General features: G+C 73.2%; 12 protein-coding genes and 2 pseudogenes. 3 read left to right on the forward strand and 11 right to left on the reverse strand.

The window, feature by feature from the left end; all coding sequences use genetic code 11:
- Positions 1–209 precede the first annotated feature (209 nt).
- Positions 210–1,175 carry an SAM-dependent methyltransferase gene (locus tag ACSU6M_RS28335; RefSeq protein ID WP_437075392.1) on the forward strand — a complete coding sequence of 322 codons (966 nt, stop codon included), beginning with the start codon at positions 210–212 and terminating at the stop codon, positions 1,173–1,175.
- Positions 1,172–2,137, forward strand: a pseudogene (locus tag ACSU6M_RS28340) (lysylphosphatidylglycerol synthase transmembrane domain-containing protein); the annotation flags it as partial. The gene ACSU6M_RS28335 and the pseudogene ACSU6M_RS28340, both read left to right, overlap by 4 nt.
- An 89-nt stretch (positions 2,138–2,226) precedes the next feature.
- Here ACSU6M_RS28340 and ACSU6M_RS28345 read toward each other — a convergent pair.
- A complete protein-coding gene (locus ACSU6M_RS28345) occupies positions 2,227–3,033 on the reverse strand; it encodes a creatininase family protein (RefSeq protein ID WP_437073409.1) in 807 nt (268 codons plus the stop codon).
- Positions 3,034–3,070: 37 nt separating this feature from the next.
- On the opposite strand from ACSU6M_RS28345, the gene ribA reads away from it, so the two are divergent.
- Positions 3,071–3,754 carry a GTP cyclohydrolase II gene (gene ribA, locus ACSU6M_RS28350; protein WP_437073411.1) on the forward strand — a complete coding sequence of 228 codons (684 nt, stop codon included), beginning with the start codon at positions 3,071–3,073 and terminating at the stop codon, positions 3,752–3,754.
- Here ribA and ACSU6M_RS28355 read toward each other — a convergent pair.
- From ACSU6M_RS28355 to tal, 10 genes and pseudogenes are all read right to left on the reverse strand, one after another.
- Complete coding sequence (locus tag ACSU6M_RS28355) at positions 3,744–4,976, reverse strand: serine hydrolase domain-containing protein (protein WP_437073412.1); 1,233 nt, start codon at positions 4,974–4,976, stop codon at positions 3,744–3,746. The genes ribA and ACSU6M_RS28355 overlap by 11 nt on opposite strands.
- Positions 4,977–5,034: 58 nt before the next feature.
- Positions 5,035–6,495 carry an MFS transporter gene (locus tag ACSU6M_RS28360; RefSeq protein WP_437073414.1) on the reverse strand — a complete coding sequence of 487 codons (1,461 nt, stop codon included), beginning with the start codon at positions 6,493–6,495 and terminating at the stop codon, positions 5,035–5,037.
- Entirely contained in the window at positions 6,492–7,115 is a 624-nt protein-coding gene (locus tag ACSU6M_RS28365) for a TetR/AcrR family transcriptional regulator (protein ID WP_437073415.1), read from the reverse strand. The genes ACSU6M_RS28360 and ACSU6M_RS28365 overlap by 4 nt, the downstream gene beginning before the upstream one ends.
- 165 nt (positions 7,116–7,280) lie before the next feature.
- Positions 7,281–8,735, reverse strand: a complete 1,455-nt coding sequence (locus ACSU6M_RS28370) for a membrane-associated oxidoreductase (protein WP_437073416.1) — start codon at positions 8,733–8,735, stop codon at positions 7,281–7,283.
- 34 nt (positions 8,736–8,769) lie between these two features.
- Positions 8,770–9,367, reverse strand: a pseudogene (locus ACSU6M_RS28375) (histidine phosphatase family protein).
- An 8-nt stretch (positions 9,368–9,375) separates the two neighbouring features.
- Positions 9,376–10,251 carry a phosphogluconate dehydrogenase (NAD(+)-dependent, decarboxylating) gene (gene gnd, locus ACSU6M_RS28380; protein ID WP_437073418.1) on the reverse strand — a complete coding sequence of 292 codons (876 nt, stop codon included), beginning with the start codon at positions 10,249–10,251 and terminating at the stop codon, positions 9,376–9,378.
- A gap of 2 nt (positions 10,252–10,253) precedes the next feature.
- Positions 10,254–11,900 (reverse strand): glucose-6-phosphate isomerase, encoded by a 1,647-nt coding sequence (gene pgi / locus ACSU6M_RS28385; protein WP_437073419.1) that lies wholly within the window; start codon positions 11,898–11,900, stop codon positions 10,254–10,256.
- A complete protein-coding gene (opcA, locus tag ACSU6M_RS28390; protein ID WP_437073421.1) occupies positions 11,893–12,819 on the reverse strand; it encodes a glucose-6-phosphate dehydrogenase assembly protein OpcA in 927 nt (308 codons plus the stop codon). The genes pgi and opcA overlap by 8 nt, the downstream gene beginning before the upstream one ends.
- The gene (gene zwf, locus ACSU6M_RS28395; RefSeq protein WP_437073423.1) at positions 12,816–14,387 is read right to left on the reverse strand and encodes a glucose-6-phosphate dehydrogenase; all 1,572 of its coding nucleotides are present in this window, start codon (positions 14,385–14,387) and stop codon (positions 12,816–12,818) included. Before zwf ends, opcA begins: the two co-directional genes overlap by 4 nt.
- Positions 14,384–15,508: a transaldolase gene (gene tal / locus ACSU6M_RS28400; RefSeq protein WP_437073425.1), complete on the reverse strand. Its 1,125-nt coding sequence runs from the start codon at positions 15,506–15,508 to the stop codon at positions 14,384–14,386. The genes zwf and tal overlap by 4 nt, the downstream gene beginning before the upstream one ends.
- Positions 15,509–15,525: the final 17 nt, after the last annotated feature.

Here is a 15,525-nt window from a genome sequence, read left to right on the forward strand (position 1 = left end):
CCGGGGCCGGGCTGGTGTCCGGGGGTGAGGCGGTGGGTGCCGGGTCCGGGCTGGTGTCCGGGGGTGAGGCTGGGGGCGCTGGGTCCGGGCCGGTGTCAGGGGGCGCGTCTGGCATCGACGGGTCCGGGCCGGTGGCCAGGGGAGAGGCCGTGCGTGCCGGGGCCCGGCCTGCCTCCACAGGCGGGATCCTGAACGCCGGGGCCGGGCCGGTGGCCGGGGGCGGGTCCGTCATCGTCGGGCCCCCACCGGTTTCCGCGGGCGGGGCCGTGATCCCCGGTGCCGGGCCCGTGGCCGGTGGCGAGCGGGCCACCGTACGGCTGCGGGAGGCCGGGCCCGAGGAGGAGCCGCGCTACGCGCCCGAGTGGCTGGAGCTGCGGGAGGGGGCCGACGGGGCGGCCCGGTCGGCGGAGCTGGTGGACCCGCTGCGGATCCGGCTGGCGAACCTGCCGGGCCGGGCGGCGGACGGACTCGTGGTGCACGACCTGGGGTGCGGCACCGGCTCGATGGGCCGCTGGCTGGCCCCCCGGCTCGACGGCGCCCAGCACTGGGTGCTGCACGACCGCGACCCCTACCTCCTGCACTTCGCGGCCGCGGGCTGCCCGAAGGCCGCCGCCGACGGCAGCCGGGTCACCGTCGAGACCCGCCTCGGTGACCTCGCCCGCCTCACCGCGGACGCCCTCACGGGTGCCTCCCTGGTCACCGCCTCCGCCCTGCTGGACGTCCTCACCCGCGCCGAGGTCGAGGCCCTCGCGACCGCGTGCGCGGACGCGGGGAGCCCGGCGCTGCTGACCCTGTCCGTGGCCGGCCGCGTCGAACTGACCCCCGCCGACCCGCTGGACGCGGAGATCACCGACGCCTTCAACGCCCACCAGCGGCGCGGCGGTCTGCTCGGCCCCGACGCGGTCGGCACGGCGTCCGAGGCGTTCACCGCGCGCGGCGCCACCGTCCAGGTGCGGCCCAGCCCTTGGCGGCTCGGCCCCGCCGACGCCCCGCTGATCGTGCCGTGGCTGCGCGGCTGGGTCGGCGCCGCGGTGGAGCAGCGCCCCGAGCTGCGGGCCCCCGCCGAGACGTATCTCGCGGCCCGCCTGGCCGCCTGTGCCATGGGCGAACTCCATGTCACCGTCCACCACACCGACCTCCTCGCCCTGCCCCGACCGACGGGCCCGCACTCATGACGCGGACGCGGACGGGGGTCGGTGCGATCGCGGCCGACGTACATGCGACGGAGACCCGCGTACCCGGCGCACAGGCCCGCACACCGGCCGACGGCCCCGAAGGCGCCCCTCCCGTCACCGGCCCGGCCGCCCCGTCCGCCCTCCGCGAGCCCCGCGCCCGCGTCCCGCTGCGCAGGCACCTCGGTACGCTCGCCGGGCTGGTCGTGCTCGGTGCCGTCACCTGGCGGCTGGGCACCGGCGCCTTCCTGGACGGGCTGCGGCGGGTCGACGCCCCGGCGATCCTCGGGGCGCTCGGGATCGGGCTGGTCACCACCGTGTTCAGCGCCTGGCGTTGGCGACTGGTCGCGCGGGGCCTGCGGATCGGGCTGCCGCTGGGCACGGCCGTGGCCGACTACTACCGGGCGCTGTTCCTGAACGCGGCCCTGCCCGGCGGTGTCCTCGGCGATGTGCACCGGGCCGTGCGGCACGGGCGCAGCGCGGGTGACCTCGGCCGGGGAGTGCGGGCGGTGGTGCTGGAGCGGACCGCGGGGCAGGCCGTGCTCGCCGTGGCGGGCGGGATCGTCCTGGCGACCGTACCGTCCCCCGTACGCGACGAGACCCGGCAGCTCGCCGCACTGGCCGCGGTCGCCGCCGCCGGGGCGGGAGCGATCGCCGCCGCCCTGCGCATGAGCCGCCCCCGCGCGGCCGCCCGCAGGGGACGCGCACTCCTCGCCGAGGCGCGCGAGGCGCTGCTGTCCCGCCGCAACGGCCCCGGCGTCCTGGGGGCCTCGGCCGTCGTGCTGGCCGGGCACCTCGCCATGTTCCTGCTCGCCGCGCGGATCACCAGGACCGGCGCCTCCGCGCTGGTCCTGCTGCCGCTCGGGGTGCTCGCCCTGCTGGCGATGAGCCTGCCGCTCAACGTCGGCGGCTGGGGCCCCCGCGAGGGCGTCACCGCGTGGGCGTTCGGCGCCGCCGGGCTCGGCGCCGGCCACGGGCTCGCGGTCGCCGTCGTGTACGGCGTGCTGAGCTTCGCCGCGAGCCTGCCCGGCGCGGCCGTGATCGCGCTGCGCTCCTACGGCGTCCGGCGCGTCCGGGGAACCACGGACCCCTCGCCCCCCGGAGCCGGCACGGACCCCCCGCCCTCCGGAGCGAGCAGCGAGAAATACGTGCCGAAGGATTCCCCGAGGCTCGCCAGCAATGCCTTTCCCTTTTCCGCGGACCCCAGGGAAGGACGGCCGATGACACCCGAATCGGTATAGGCGGACATTCCCACGGTGAGCAGATGCCGCCGGTCGTCGGCGACGAAATCCGCGGACTCATGACCGGGCCGCACGCATTCAGGATGAGCGTGCAGAAGGATGGAGGTCTCTATTTCCCCCGCGTGCATGTCGGTGAGCAGCGAGGTGCGCACCCCGGCCCGTTCCCGTGCCGTCTCCCAGTCCTCCGCCGCCGGGAACAGCGCCATCCGCTCCCCGCGCGCGGAGGACTCCTGGACCACGTTGCCCAGGACGTAGTTCCCGCCGTGCCCGTTGACCAGCACCAGCGCGTCGACGCCCGAGCGGCGGAGCGACGCCGCGATGTCCCGTACCACCGCGTGAAGGGTCACGGAGGAGATGCTGACGGTGCCCGGCCAGGCCGCGTGCTCGTGCGAGCAGGAGACCGTGACGGCAGGAAGGAGGTGCACCGGGTACGCCGCGGCGATCTCCCCGGCGATCGCGCAGGCGACGAGCGTGTCGGTGGCCAGCGGCAGATACGGACCGTGCTGCTCGAAACTCCCCACGGGCAGCACCGCGATCCGCGCACCGCGCGCCCGGACGTCCTCGGTGGTGTCCGCCGGTACCACCCCGTACGCCGCCGACCGTATGTCCGAACCACTCATCTTTTCACGGCCTTTCGTCTCAGCTGAGGAACAGATCATGACAGAGAACATCGGCGTACTGACCCAGAAGTCCGCCCCCGCCGGGAATTCGGCATCGCGTACCGGTGTGGAACGCGTGGTGAATGCCCCGCTGCCCACCGTGTACGGGCAGTTCACCGCGGTCGGTTACCTCGACCACGACCGCGGCGACGAACAAGTCGCCCTGGTCCACGGGGACATCACGGGCGAGGACGTGCTGACCCGGCTGCATTCGGAGTGCCTGACCGGTGACGCCTTCGGCTCCCGGCACTGCGAGTGCGGCGACCAGCTCGACTCGGCCCTGCGCGCGGTGGCCGGCGAGGGCCGCGGTGTGGTCGTCTACCTCAGAGGGCACGAGGGCCGCGGCATCGGCCTGCTCGCCAAGCTGCGGGCGATGGCCCTCCAGGCGGAGGGCCTGGACACCGTGGAGGCGAACCTCGCCCTGGGCCTGCCGGTGGACGCCCGCGACTACGCGGTCGCCGCGGAGATCCTGCGCGACCTCGGCGTGCGCTCGGTGCGGCTGATGTCCAACAACCCGCGCAAGCGCGAGGCGCTGGTCCGGCACGGCATCCGGGTCGCCGAGGACGTGCCGCTGCTGATCCCGCCGTGCGAGAGCAACATCACCTATCTGCGCACCAAACGCGAGCGGATGGACCACCACCTGCCGCATCTGGACGCGGTGATGGCACGCCTCAGCCCGTGATCGCCTCGTGGACCAGGCGGCGGACGGCGGGGAAGACGCTGTTGGAGCCGCGCGCCCGCACCTGCGTCAGGAACTGCGCGGTCACCCCACGGCCCGGATCGACGAAGAAGGTGGTGGAGGCGACCCCGTTCCAGCCGAACGTGCCCGCCCCGGCGGGCGCCTTGGTGCGGGCGGGGTCGATGACCACCGAGACGCCGAGACCGAAGCCGATGCCCTCGTTGCCGGGCTCGTCATGGGCGGGCCGGCTGCCGAAGGAGCGCAGATCGGCGCCGCCGGGCAGCTGGTTGGCGGTCATCAGGTCCACCGTGCCGGGCGCGAGCAGCCGTACGCCGTCCAACTCGCCCCGGCGGCGCAGCATCTCCATGAACCGGTGGAAGTCATGGGCGCTGGCCACCAGGCCGCCGCTGCCGGACAGGAACCGGGGCCGTCCGCCGCGCAACGGCAGCCCCGGCACCGGCGCGATGCCGCCGCCCTCCTGCTCGCCGTACAACTCGGCGAGCCGCGGCGCCTGTTCGTCCCGCACCTGGAAACCGGCGTCCGTCATCCCGAGCGGCCGGAAGATCCGCTCGGCGAAGAACTCGTCCAGCGGCCGGCCCGACACCACCTCGATGATCCGGCCCAGCACATTGCTGGCCACCGAGTAGTTCCACTGCGTTCCGGGGTCGAACTGCAGCGGCAGGCTCGCGTAGACCTCGATCGTCCGCGCCAGATCCGCGCCCGCCGGCACCGAGGACTCAAGGCCCGCCTCCCGGTAGAGGGCGTCGACGGGGTGGCAGTGGTAGAAGCCGAAGGTGAGACCCGCGGTGTGGGTCATCAGGTGCCGCACGAGCAGGGGCCCCGCGGCCGGGCGGGTTCTCACCTCTGTCCCGGACCCCTCGACGTACACCCGAGGGTCGGCGAATGCGGGCAGATGGCGGGCGACCGGATCGTCCAGCGACAGCCGGCCCTCCTCGACGAGTATCAGCGCGGCCACCGCGGTCACCGGCTTGGTCATCGAGTACAGCCGCCACAGCGTGTCGGCCTCCACGGGCAACCCCGCCGCGATGTCCCGCAGGCCGTACGTCGTCAGATGCGCGACCCGGCCGCCGCGCGCCACCGCCACCAGGAAGCCGGGCAGCCGCCCCTCGTCGACCTCCCGGACGAAGTGCCGGTCCAGGCGCTCCAGCGCCCTCGCGTCCAGCCCTGCCTCGTTCGGCTCGGCCTCCTGCCGCAGCTGTGCCATCGCTCGCCTCCGGTTCCGTTCGACGGGGTGCGAAGCGACATACCCCGCCGGGAGGGCCTCAGACCTCATGATCGCGCAGGGATCGCGCCGGACGCGCGTCCACGGCGCGGTCCGCCTTCGTCGCCGGTCGAGTACCCCCGCTGCCGGGAAGCAGCAGGGCCGCCGTCGCGCCCGCCGCGGCGAGGGCGGCCAGCACCGGCAGCGGGAACCGCAGACCGCCGGCCCCGGCGAGGGCGGCCGCCGCGGCGACGCCGAGCACGGGCCCCACGTTCAGCGCGGTCTGCTGGAGGCCGCCCGCGACCCCCGCCGACGCCACCGGGGCCTGGCGTACGACGACCTGGGTGGCCGCCACCATCACCGTGCCGAAGCCCGCCCCGACCAGCGCGAACCCGGTGCACAGCGGCAGCGTGCCGGAGGACCGGGCGAGCAGCAGGATCCCGGCGGCCAGGACGGCCATCGCCCCGGCGGTCGCACGGCGGGCCCCCACCCGGCGCAGCAGCAGCGGGCACAGCACGGCGGCCGCCACCATCAGCACCGCCAGCGGCAGGCTGCGCACGGCGCTCTCGAAGGGGTCGAGGGTCTGCTGGAGCAGATACACACAGGCGAACAGCGCGCCGTGCAGCGCCGCGGACGCGGCCACCAGCACGGCGAGCGCCGCCGCGATCGGCCGCGACCCGACGAGGTCCGCCGGCACCAGCGGATCGGCGGCCCGCCGCTCCTGCCGTACGAACGCCAGGCCGGCCGCGCCCGCCACCCCGAGGGCGACGCCGCTCGCGGCCGTCCAGCCGGAGTCGGGCAGGCCGACCAGGGCGTGCACCAGGCAGCCGAGGGCCACCGCGAGCAGCAGGGCGCCGGGCAGGTCGAGGCGGGCCGGCGGGTGCGGGTGAGCCCGGTCGTCGCTGTACGGGACGGCGGCGGGGCGGGTGCCCTGCCGCATGCCGGACAGGCCGCCGTCCGGGCTCGGCCGTCCGTCCGCCCGCCACCCGGCCAGCGCGAGCGCACCGAACGTCAGCGCCGGGAGCACGTTGAGGAAGAACACCGCCCGCCAGCCCAGCCACGTCACCAGCGCCCCGCCCAGCACCGGGCCCACCGCGGCTCCGAGGCCGATGGCCGCCGTGCGCACGGCCAGCGCGGTGCGCAGCCGCTCGGGTGGATACATGGCGCGGAGCATGCCCAGCGTGGCCGGTTGCAGCAGCGCCCCGCACACCCCTTGCAGCACGCGCAGCGCGATCACCGAGCCGATGCCGGGCGCCAGCCCGATCGCGGCCGAGGCCGCGCCGAAGCCGAGCATGCCCAGACCGAACAGCAGCCGGTGCCCGTACCGGTCGCCGAGCCGGCCGCCGAACACCAGCAGCCCGGCCACCGCGACGAGATACCCGGTGCTGGTCCACTGCGCCTGCGCGAAGCCCGCCCCCAGATCCCGCTGGAGCGTCGGCTGCGCGACCGTCAGGACGGTGCCGTCCAGCGCGACGATCACCGCACCGGCCACGCTGCTCGCCAGCGTCAGCCGGGGCCTCACCGGCCGCTCGCCGGACCGAGGTGGGCCTCCAGAGCGGCGTCCAGCAGTGGGGTGAAGTCCTCGGCGCCGGTGGCCAGTTGGAGGCTGCCCCAGCCCCACAGCTGGGCGATGCCGTGCAGGTTCGCCCACAGCGCGCCCGCCACGGCACGCGCGTCGGCGTCCGGCCGTACCGCGCCGACCAGCTCCACCAGCACGGCGAACAGCGGCAGACTGGTGTCGCGCAGCCCCAGATGCCCGCTCTCCAGCAGGTCGTGACGGAACATCAGCTCATACATGCCGCGGTTGTCCAGCGCGAACTCCAGATACACCCGGGCGAGCGCCCGGAGCCGGTCGCGCGGATCCGTCCCCTGGTCGGCCGGCACTCCCGCCGCGCGCTCGGCGAGGTCGGCGAAGCCCCGCCGCGCGATCGCCGACAGCAGCTCCAGGTGGGTGGGGAAGTAGCGGCGCGGCGCCCCGTGCGAGACACCGGCCCGGCGGGCGATCTCCCGCAGAGTCAGCGCCTGGACGCCCTCGCGCGCCACCAGCTCCACACCGACCTGGACCAGGCGGGCCCGCAGGCCGGTGTCGGGCGCGGACGGGGACGCGGACGCGGGCGATCCGCGATCAGGGAACTCATGCATAGACACTGTCTACCAAGGGCCGGTAGACAGTGTCTACCGACTCTGGGCCGGCTCCGTACGCGCGCCAGGTCCGGGGTTGAGCCGCCGTGGCCGCCCCTCGTCCTCTCGCCGCGGATCGGGCCGCTCCTCGTCCTCTCGCCGCGGATCGGGCCGCCCCGACCAAGGTCACTGGCGGCTGACCGAGCGGCTGACACCGGCCACCACCGTCGTCGCGAGGATCCAGCCGGTGACGACGAGCACGTACGACAGCCACTGGTACCAGCCGCGCGGCCCGTAGGCGGCCTCCTGCCCGAAGGAGAGCACCGGCACCAGCAGATCGAGGGTGTAGAACACCGGGTTGAACTCCGGCGCCTCCCCGGCCTTCAGCGCCCGCGGCGGACGCACCCCGTACACCACCGAGCCCACCGCCACCAGCGACAGCAGCCACGCCGCCGCCCGCAGCGGGCGGAAGCCGTAGCCGACGGTGGCGTCCTGGACATGGCCCCAGAGCCGGCCGTACCAGGGCAGGGTCGTGCGGTGCCGCCGCTCCTTGGCGAGCCGCACCAGCCGGGCGGCCCGCTCGTCCCCGATGCGCAGATAGGAGGCGGCCAACTGCTCGTAGGCGTGCGGGACATAGCCCTCGCGGTCCCGCTCCACCATCGGCAGCCGCCGCTCGGCGGGCTCCTGCGGGGTGAGGGAGGAGTACACGAGCCCGTTGAGCAGCACCTGCTCCGGCACCGACTCCGGCTCCAGGAACAGCACATCGATCTGCGCCCGGCGCAGATTCAGCGCGCCCTCCATGGCGGGGCTCTTGCGCAGCCACAGCTCCCCGATGGCGCTGCTGCTCGCCCTGAGCGCCGTGGCGCCGGGGTGCGAGAGTCTGCTGTACGTGAGGTCGAGGCGTCCGGCGATCCGCGCGCCCCGCAGCCCGAACCATCCCTCCACCTCCGCGTGCCGCACGAGCATGTCGCCCTCGACGGTGAGCGTCTCGGCGTCCAGCGCGGCGTGCTCCGGGTGACCGAGCCGCGCCTCGTTGAGGTTGACCGTGCCGGCGACACCGGCGCCGTTGAGCCGGATCTGTCCGCGGGTGCGCAGTCCCGGTGCCCACAGATCGGCGCCGATCGCGGACTGGTTGAGCTGGAGGACCGGCTCCTCGGCGGCGGGCGCGTCGATCCGGGCGCTCTCCAGATACAGGCTGCCCCCGATCTGCGCCCCGCCGAGCCGGACGGTCCCGGTGAACCGGGAGCGGGTCATCCGCAGCGCTCCGTCGACCTGCACGGAGTGGGCGACGAGTCCCGGCAGGACCGACTCGCTCAGATTGAGCTCACGCAGCCGGGCGGCGTAGCAGCGCGGGGGTTCCTCGAAGAGGCAGTGACGCAGTCGCACCGGGGGGTCGATCGTGGCGTACTGGAGGTCGAGCCGCCCGGTGACGCGCGCACCCGCCAGGCTGAGCGCCGGTATCTCCCCGTCCCGCTGGGGGCCGTTGAGCAGCAGAGCCCGCAACACCTCGGCGCGGACGGTCCGTTCGGGCCCCCAGTCGGCGTGGCCGGGGTCGTCCGGCTCACGGAAGTCCACCGCCTCGCCCCGTGGAAAGGCCCGCCACACCCGCTGCTCGGCCGGGGTCAGGTCGTCGATCTCCATCAGCGGGGACTCTGACCCGGCCGCACGGCGGGTGTCAACTCGCGCCTTGGGGCCTGCTGTTCCACTCCGCGATGACAGGGCGCCCGTGCTCCGTCGACAGCCGGCTGACGGTGCCCGTGGCGAGCTGGAACAGCCGGCCCTCGGCCGGGGTGAGGCCCAGGCGGCGGGCGGTGAGGACGCGCAGGAAGTGGGCGTGGGCGACGAGGACGACGTCCCCGCCGGGGAGGGCATCGGCCACCCGGGCGAGTACGCGGTCGGCGCGCAGGCCGACCTCCGCCGGGCTCTCCCCCCCGGTGCTCGGGGCCGGGCACCACACCGTCGCACCACAGGTCCCAGTCGGGGCGGGTGCGACGGATCTCGGCGGTGGTGATGCCCTCGTAGCCGCCGTAGTCCCACTCGTGCAGGTCGGGGTCGGTGACGGCCCCGGCCAGACCCGCGAGTCCGGCGGTGCGGACCGCGCGGGCGAGGGGGCTGGTGAGGACGAGCGAGAAGGTCCGGGCGGACAGGAGCGGAGCCAGGGACCTGGCCTGCCCCTCACCGTCGGGGGTGAGGGGCAGGTCGGTGAAGCTGGTGTGGCGTCCGTCCCGGCTCCACTCCGTCTCGCCGTGGCGGACCAGCAGGAGATCCCCCACGGCGCGGCCTACTTCTTCTCGACCGCGTGGCCGCCGAACTGGTTGCGCAGCGCGGCGATCATCTTCATCTGCGGGGAGTCGTCCTGGCGGGAGGCGAACCGCGCGAACAGCGAGGCGGTGATCGCCGGGAGCGGGACCGCGTTGTCGATCGCGGCCTCCACCGTCCAGCGCCCCTCGCCCGAGTCCTCGGCGTAGCCGCGCAGCTTGTCCAGGTGCTGGTCCTCGTCGAGGGCGTTGACCGCGAGGTCCAGCAGCCAGGAGCGGATGACCGTGCCCTCCTGCCAGGAGCGGAAGACCTCGCGGACGTTGTCCACGGAGTCGACCTTCTCCAGCAGCTCCCAGCCCTCGGCGTACGCCTGCATCATCGCGTACTCGATGCCGTTGTGGACCATCTTCGCGAAGTGCCCCGCGCCGACCCGCCCCGCGTGGACATAGCCGTACGGGCCCTCCGGCTTGAGGGCGTCGAAGACCGGCTGCACCCGGGCGACGTTCGCGGGGTCGCCGCCGACCATCAGCGCGTAGCCGTTCTCCAGGCCCCAGACACCGCCGGAGACTCCGGCGTCGACGAAGCCGATGCCCTTCTCGCCGAGCTCCTTGGCGTGCTTCTCGTCGTCCGTCCAGCGCGAGTTGCCGCCGTCGACCACGATGTCACCGGGGGACAGGAGGGTGCCGAGCTCGTCGACGACCGACTGGGTCGGGCCGCCGGCCGGGACCATCACCCAGACCACACGCGGCGCTTCGAGCTTGTCGACCAGCTCGGCGAGGGAGCCGACGTCGGCGAGGTCGGGGTTGCGGTCGTAGCCGATGACGGTGTGGCCGGCGCGGCGGATCCGCTCGCGCATGTTGCCGCCCATCTTGCCGAGACCGATGAGACCGAGCTGCATGATCACTTCACTTCCTTGAGGTCGCGGTAGGCCGCGACGAGTGCTGCGGTGGAGGCGTCCAGACCGGGCACCTCCGCGCCTTCGGTCAGGGCGGGTTCGACGCGCTTGGCGAGGACCTTGCCGAGCTCCACGCCCCACTGGTCGAAGGAGTCGATGTTCCACACCGCGCCCTGCACGAACACCTTGTGCTCGTACAGCGCGACCAGCTGACCCAGCACCGACGGCGTCAGTTCGCGGGCCAGGATCGTGGTCGTGGGGTGGTTGCCGCGGAAGGTGCGGTGGGCCACCTGCTCCTCGGCGACGCCCTCGGCCCGTACCTCCTCGGCGGTCTTGCCGAAGGCCAGCGCCTGTGTCTGTGCGAAGAAGTTCGCCATCAGCAGGTCGTGCTGCGCCTTGAGTTCGTCGCTCAGCTCGCCGACCGGGCGGGCGAAGCCGATGAAGTCCGCCGGGATCAGCTTGGTGCCCTGGTGGATCAGCTGGTAGTAGGCGTGCTGCCCGTTGGTGCCGGGCGTGCCCCACACCACCGGACCGGTCTGCCACGCCACCGGGTTGCCCTCACGGTCCACCGACTTGCCGTTGGACTCCATGTCCAGCTGCTGGAGGTAGGCGGTGAACTTCGACAGGTAGTGGCTGTAGGGCAGCACCGCGTGCGACTGGGCGTCGTGGAAGTTGCCGTACCAGATGCCCAGCAGGCCCAGCAGCAGCGGGGCGTTGGCCTCGGCGGGAGCGGTCCTGAAGTGCTCGTCGACGATCCGGAAGCCGTCCAGCATCTCCCGGAAGTTCTCCGGGCCGATCGCGATCATCAGGGACAGGCCGATGGCCGAGTCGTAGGAGTAGCGTCCGCCGACCCAGTCCCAGAACTCGAACATGTTCGCCGTGTCGATGCCGAACTCGGTGACCTTCTCCGCGTTCGTCGACAGCGCCACGAAGTGCCGGGCGACCGCCTTCTCGTCGCCGCCGACGCCCTTCAGCAGCCAGGAGCGGGCCGAGGTGGCGTTGGTGATCGTCTCGATCGTGGTGAACGTCTTGGAGGCGACGATGAACAGCGTCTCCTCCGGGTCGAGGTCCCGCACCGCCTCGTGCAGGTCGGCGCCGTCCACGTTGGACACGAAACGGAAGGTCAGATCCCGTGCCGTGTAGGCGCGCAGCACCTCGTAGGCCATGGCCGGGCCGAGGTCGGAGCCGCCGATGCCGATGTTGACGACGTTGCGGATCCGCCTGCCGGTGTGGCCGGTCCACTCGCCGGAGCGCACCCGCCGGGCGAAGTCGGCCATCTTGTCGAGCACGGCGTGCACGCGCGGAACGACGTTCTCGCCGTCCACCTCGATCACCGCATCGCGCGGGGCGCGCAGCGCGGTGTGCAGCACCGCCCGCCGCTCCGTGATGTTGATCTTCTCGCCGCGGAACATGGCGTCCCGCAGCCCGAAGACATCGGTGGCGGTGGCGAGTTCCTGGAGCAGGGCCAGGGTCTCGTCGGTGACGATGTTCTTGGAGTAGTCGATGCGCAGATCACCGACGCGCACGACGTACCGCTCGGCGCGCCCGGGGTCCGCGGCGAACAGGTCGCGCAGGTGCGGGAGCCCCTGGGCGCGGTGGTCCTCCAGGGCGGTCCACTCCGGGCGCCGGGTCAGCTGGGGGGCGTCAGACATGGGAAGAGGTCTCCTTGCCGCGCAGGGCGATGGCGTACATCTCGTCGGCGTCGAGGCGCCGCAGCTCCTCGGCGATGAGTTCGGAGGTCGGGCGCACCTTCAGCGCGAGGGTGCGGGAGGGCTGGCCGGGCAGGGACAGCGTGGCCAGCGGGCCCTCGGGGCGGTCGATGACGATCTCGCCGTGCTCGGTGCCCAGCCGTACGGCCGTGACGACCGGCCCGGCGGTGACCACCCGGTCGACCGTCACGCCGAGGCGGGCCTCCAGCCAGCGGGCCAGCAGCTCGGCGCTGGGGTTCTCCGCCTCGCTCTCCACGGCCGCCGAGACGATCCGCTCCCGCGCCTGGTCCAGGGCCGCCGCCAGCATCGAGCGCCAGGGGGTGAGCCGGGTCCAGGCGAGGTCGGTGTCGCCGGGGGAGTAGGAACGTACGCGGGTCTCCAGCGCCTGGAGCGGGTGCTCCACGGCGTACATGTCGGTGATCCTGCGCTGCGCCAGCGCGCCCAGGGGGTCCTTGGCGGGCACCTCGGGCGCGTCCACCGGCCACCACACGACGACCGGGGCGTCGGGGAGCAGCAGTGGCAGCACGACCGAGTCGGCGTGGTCGGACACCTCGCCGTAGGTGCGCAGGATGACGGTCTCGCCGGTGCCGGCCTCGGAGCCGACCCGCACCTCGGCGTCCAGCCGGGACTGGGTGCGCTCGCGCGGGGTGCGGGCGTGCCGCTTGATGACGACCAGGGTGCGCGAGGGGTGCTCGTGCGAGGCCTGCTCGGCCGCCTTGATCGCGTCGTAGGCGTTCTCCTCGTCCGTGACGATGACCATCGTCAGGACCATGCCCACGGCCGGTGTGCCGATCGCGCGGCGGCCCTGCACCAGCGCCTTGTTGATCTTGCTTGCCGTGGTGTCGGTCAGGTCGATCTTCATGGCCTGCGCCAGCTCCGTCCGTCTCGTGCGAGCATCTCGTCGGCTTCCTCGGGTCCCCAGCTGCCCGACGCGTACTGCGCGGGCCTGCCGTGCGTGGCCCAGTACTCCTCGATCGGGTCGAGGATCTTCCAGGACTCTTCCACTTCCTGGTGACGCGGGAACAGGTTGGCGTCCCCGAGGAGGACGTCCAGGATGAGCCGTTCGTACGCCTCCGGGCTGGACTCGGTGAACGACTCGCCGTAGGCGAAGTCCATCGTCACGTCCCGGATCTCCATCGAGGTGCCGGGCACCTTGGAGCCGAACCGGACCGTCATGCCCTCGTCCGGCTGCACCCGGATGACGATGGCGTTCTGGCCGAGCTCCTCGGTGGCGGTGGAGTCGAACGGGGAGTGCGGGGCGCGCTGGAAGACGACCGCGATCTCCGTGACCCGGCGGCCGAGCCGCTTGCCGGTGCGCAGGTAGAAGGGGACGCCCGCCCAGCGGCGGTTGTCGACGTTCAGCTTGATCGCCGCGTAGGTGTCGGTGGTGGAGTCGGGGTCGATGCCGTCCTCCTCCAGATAGCCGCGCACCTTCGCGCCGCCCTGCCAGCCCGGCGCGTACTGCGCGCGCACGGTGTGCCGGCCCAGGTCCTCCGGCAGCTTCACCGCCTTGAGGACCTTCAGCTTCTCCATGAGCAGCGAGCCCGCGTCGAAGGAGGCGGGCTCCTCCATCGCGGTGAGCGCCATCAGCTGGAGCAGGTGGTTCTGGATGACGTCACGGGCCGAGCCGATGCCGTCGTAGTAGCCGGCCCGGCCGCCGATGCCGATGTCCTCGGCCATGGTGATCTGCACATGGTCGACGTAGGACCGGTTCCAGATCGGCTCGAACATCTGGTTGGCGAAGCGCAGCGCCAGGATGTTCTGGACCGTCTCCTTGCCCAGGTAGTGGTCGATGCGGAAGACCTGCTCCGGGTCGAACACGTCGTGCACGAGCGCGTTCAGCTCGCGCGCGCTGTGCAGGTCGTGCCCGAACGGCTTCTCGATGACCGCCCGCCGCCAGGCCCCCTCGGGGGCGTCCGCCAGCCCGTGCTTCTTCAGCTGCTGGACGACCTTCGGGAAGAACTTCGGCGGTACGGAGAGGTAGAACGCGTAGTTGCCGCTGGTGCCGCGCGCCACGTCCAGCTCCGCGACGGTGTCGCGCAGCGTCTTGAACGCCGTGTCGTCGTCGAAGTCACCGGGGATGAACCGCATGCCCTCGGCCAGCTGCTGCCAGACCTCCTCGCGGAACGGCGTGCGGGCGTGCTCCTTCACGGCGGCGTGGACGACCTGCGCGAAGTCCTGGTCCTCCCACTCGCGGCGGGCGAAGCCCACCAGCGAGAAGCCCGGCGGCAGCAGACCCCGGTTGGCCAGGTCGTAGACGGCCGGCATCAGCTTCTTGCGGGACAGATCGCCGGTGACACCGAAGATGACGAGCCCGGAGGGGCCCGCGATCCGGGGCAGCCGGCGGTCGCGCGCGTCCCGCAGCGGGTTGGACCAGTCGGACGCGCTCAGCGCCTCGGCGACCGCACCCTCGGCACTCTCCTTGCTCATTCCCCGTCAACTCCCTTGCTCATCAGGGACTTCGTCACGGTGTCCAGCAGGTCCTGCCAGGCCGCCTCGAACTTGGCCACGCCCTCGTCCTCAAGCCGGGTGACGACCTCGTCGTAGGAGATGCCCAGCCGCTCGACGGCCGCGAGGTCGGCGCGGGCCCGGTCGTAGCCGCCGGTCACGGTGTCGCCGGTGATCTCGCCGCGCTCGGCGGTGGCGTTCAGTGTGGCCTCCGGCATGGTGTTGACCGTGCCGGGCGCGACCAGCTCGTCGACGTAGAGCGTGCTCTTGTACGCGGGGTCCTTCACGCCGGTCGAGGCCCACAGCGGGCGCTGTGCGCGGGCGCCGGCCCCGGCGAGGGCGAGCCACCGCCTACCGCCCACGACCTTCTCGTACGCCTCGTAGGCGAGCCGGGCGTTGGCCAGTGCCGCCCGGCCCTTGAGGGCCAGGGCCTCGGCGGTGCCCAGCGCGGTCAGGCGGCGGTCGATCTCGGTGTCGACGCGGGACACGAAGAAGGAGGCCACGGAGTGGATGCCGGACAGGTCCAGGCCCGCCGCGCGGGCCTTCTCCAGACCGGCGAGGTGGGCGTCCATGACCTCGCGGTAGCGCTCCAGGGAGAAGATCAGGGTCACATTGACGCTGATGCCCTGGGCGAGCACCTCGGTGATGGCCGGCAGGCCCGCCTTGGTCGCCGGGATCTTGATCATGACATTGGGGCGGTCCACCAGCCACGCCAGCTGCCTGGCCTCGGCGATCGTGGCCTTGGTGGCGTGCGCGAGGCGGGGGTCGACCTCGATGGAGACCCAGCCGTCGCGGCCCCCGGTGGCCTCGTGGACCGGCTTGAGGACGTCGGCGGCGGCGCGGACGTCGGCGGTGGTCATCATGCGCACGGCCTCGTCGGTCGTGACGCCCCGCACGGCCAGGTCGGCCAGCTGCTCCTCGTAGCCCTCGCCGGAGCCGATGGCGGCCTGGAAGATCGAGGGGTTGGTGGTCACGCCCACCACGTGCCGGGTCTCGACGAGTCGGGCCAGGTCGCCGGACTCGATCCGCCTGCGCGACAGGTCGTCCAGCCAGATGGAGACGCCCTCGTCGGACAGGCGCTTGAGGACGGGTGATTCGGTCATTTCGCGATCATCTTCTT

The organism is Streptomyces sp. enrichment culture (assembly GCF_964272895.1).
In the GTDB taxonomy this organism is placed as follows: Bacteria; Actinomycetota; Actinomycetes; order Streptomycetales; family Streptomycetaceae; genus Streptomyces.

Coding starts and splice junctions, on each gene's coding strand:
- ribA (WP_437073411.1), top strand. CDS start 3,071: ATGACAGAGAACATCGGCGTACTGACCCAGAAGTCCGCCCCCGCCGGG.
- zwf (WP_437073423.1), bottom strand. CDS start 14,387: ATGAGCAAGGAGAGTGCCGAGGGTGCGGTCGCCGAGGCGCTGAGCGCG.
- ACSU6M_RS28365 (WP_437073415.1), bottom strand. CDS start 7,115: ATGCATGAGTTCCCTGATCGCGGATCGCCCGCGTCCGCGTCCCCGTCC.
- tal (WP_437073425.1), bottom strand. CDS start 15,508: ATGACCGAATCACCCGTCCTCAAGCGCCTGTCCGACGAGGGCGTCTCC.
- gnd (WP_437073418.1), bottom strand. CDS start 10,251: ATGCAGCTCGGTCTCATCGGTCTCGGCAAGATGGGCGGCAACATGCGC.
- pgi (WP_437073419.1), bottom strand. CDS start 11,900: ATGTCTGACGCCCCCCAGCTGACCCGGCGCCCGGAGTGGACCGCCCTG.
- ACSU6M_RS28355 (WP_437073412.1), bottom strand. CDS start 4,976: ATGGCACAGCTGCGGCAGGAGGCCGAGCCGAACGAGGCAGGGCTGGAC.
- opcA (WP_437073421.1), bottom strand. CDS start 12,819: ATGAAGATCGACCTGACCGACACCACGGCAAGCAAGATCAACAAGGCG.
- ACSU6M_RS28370 (WP_437073416.1), bottom strand. CDS start 8,735: ATGGAGATCGACGACCTGACCCCGGCCGAGCAGCGGGTGTGGCGGGCC.
- ACSU6M_RS28345 (WP_437073409.1), bottom strand. CDS start 3,033: ATGAGTGGTTCGGACATACGGTCGGCGGCGTACGGGGTGGTACCGGCG.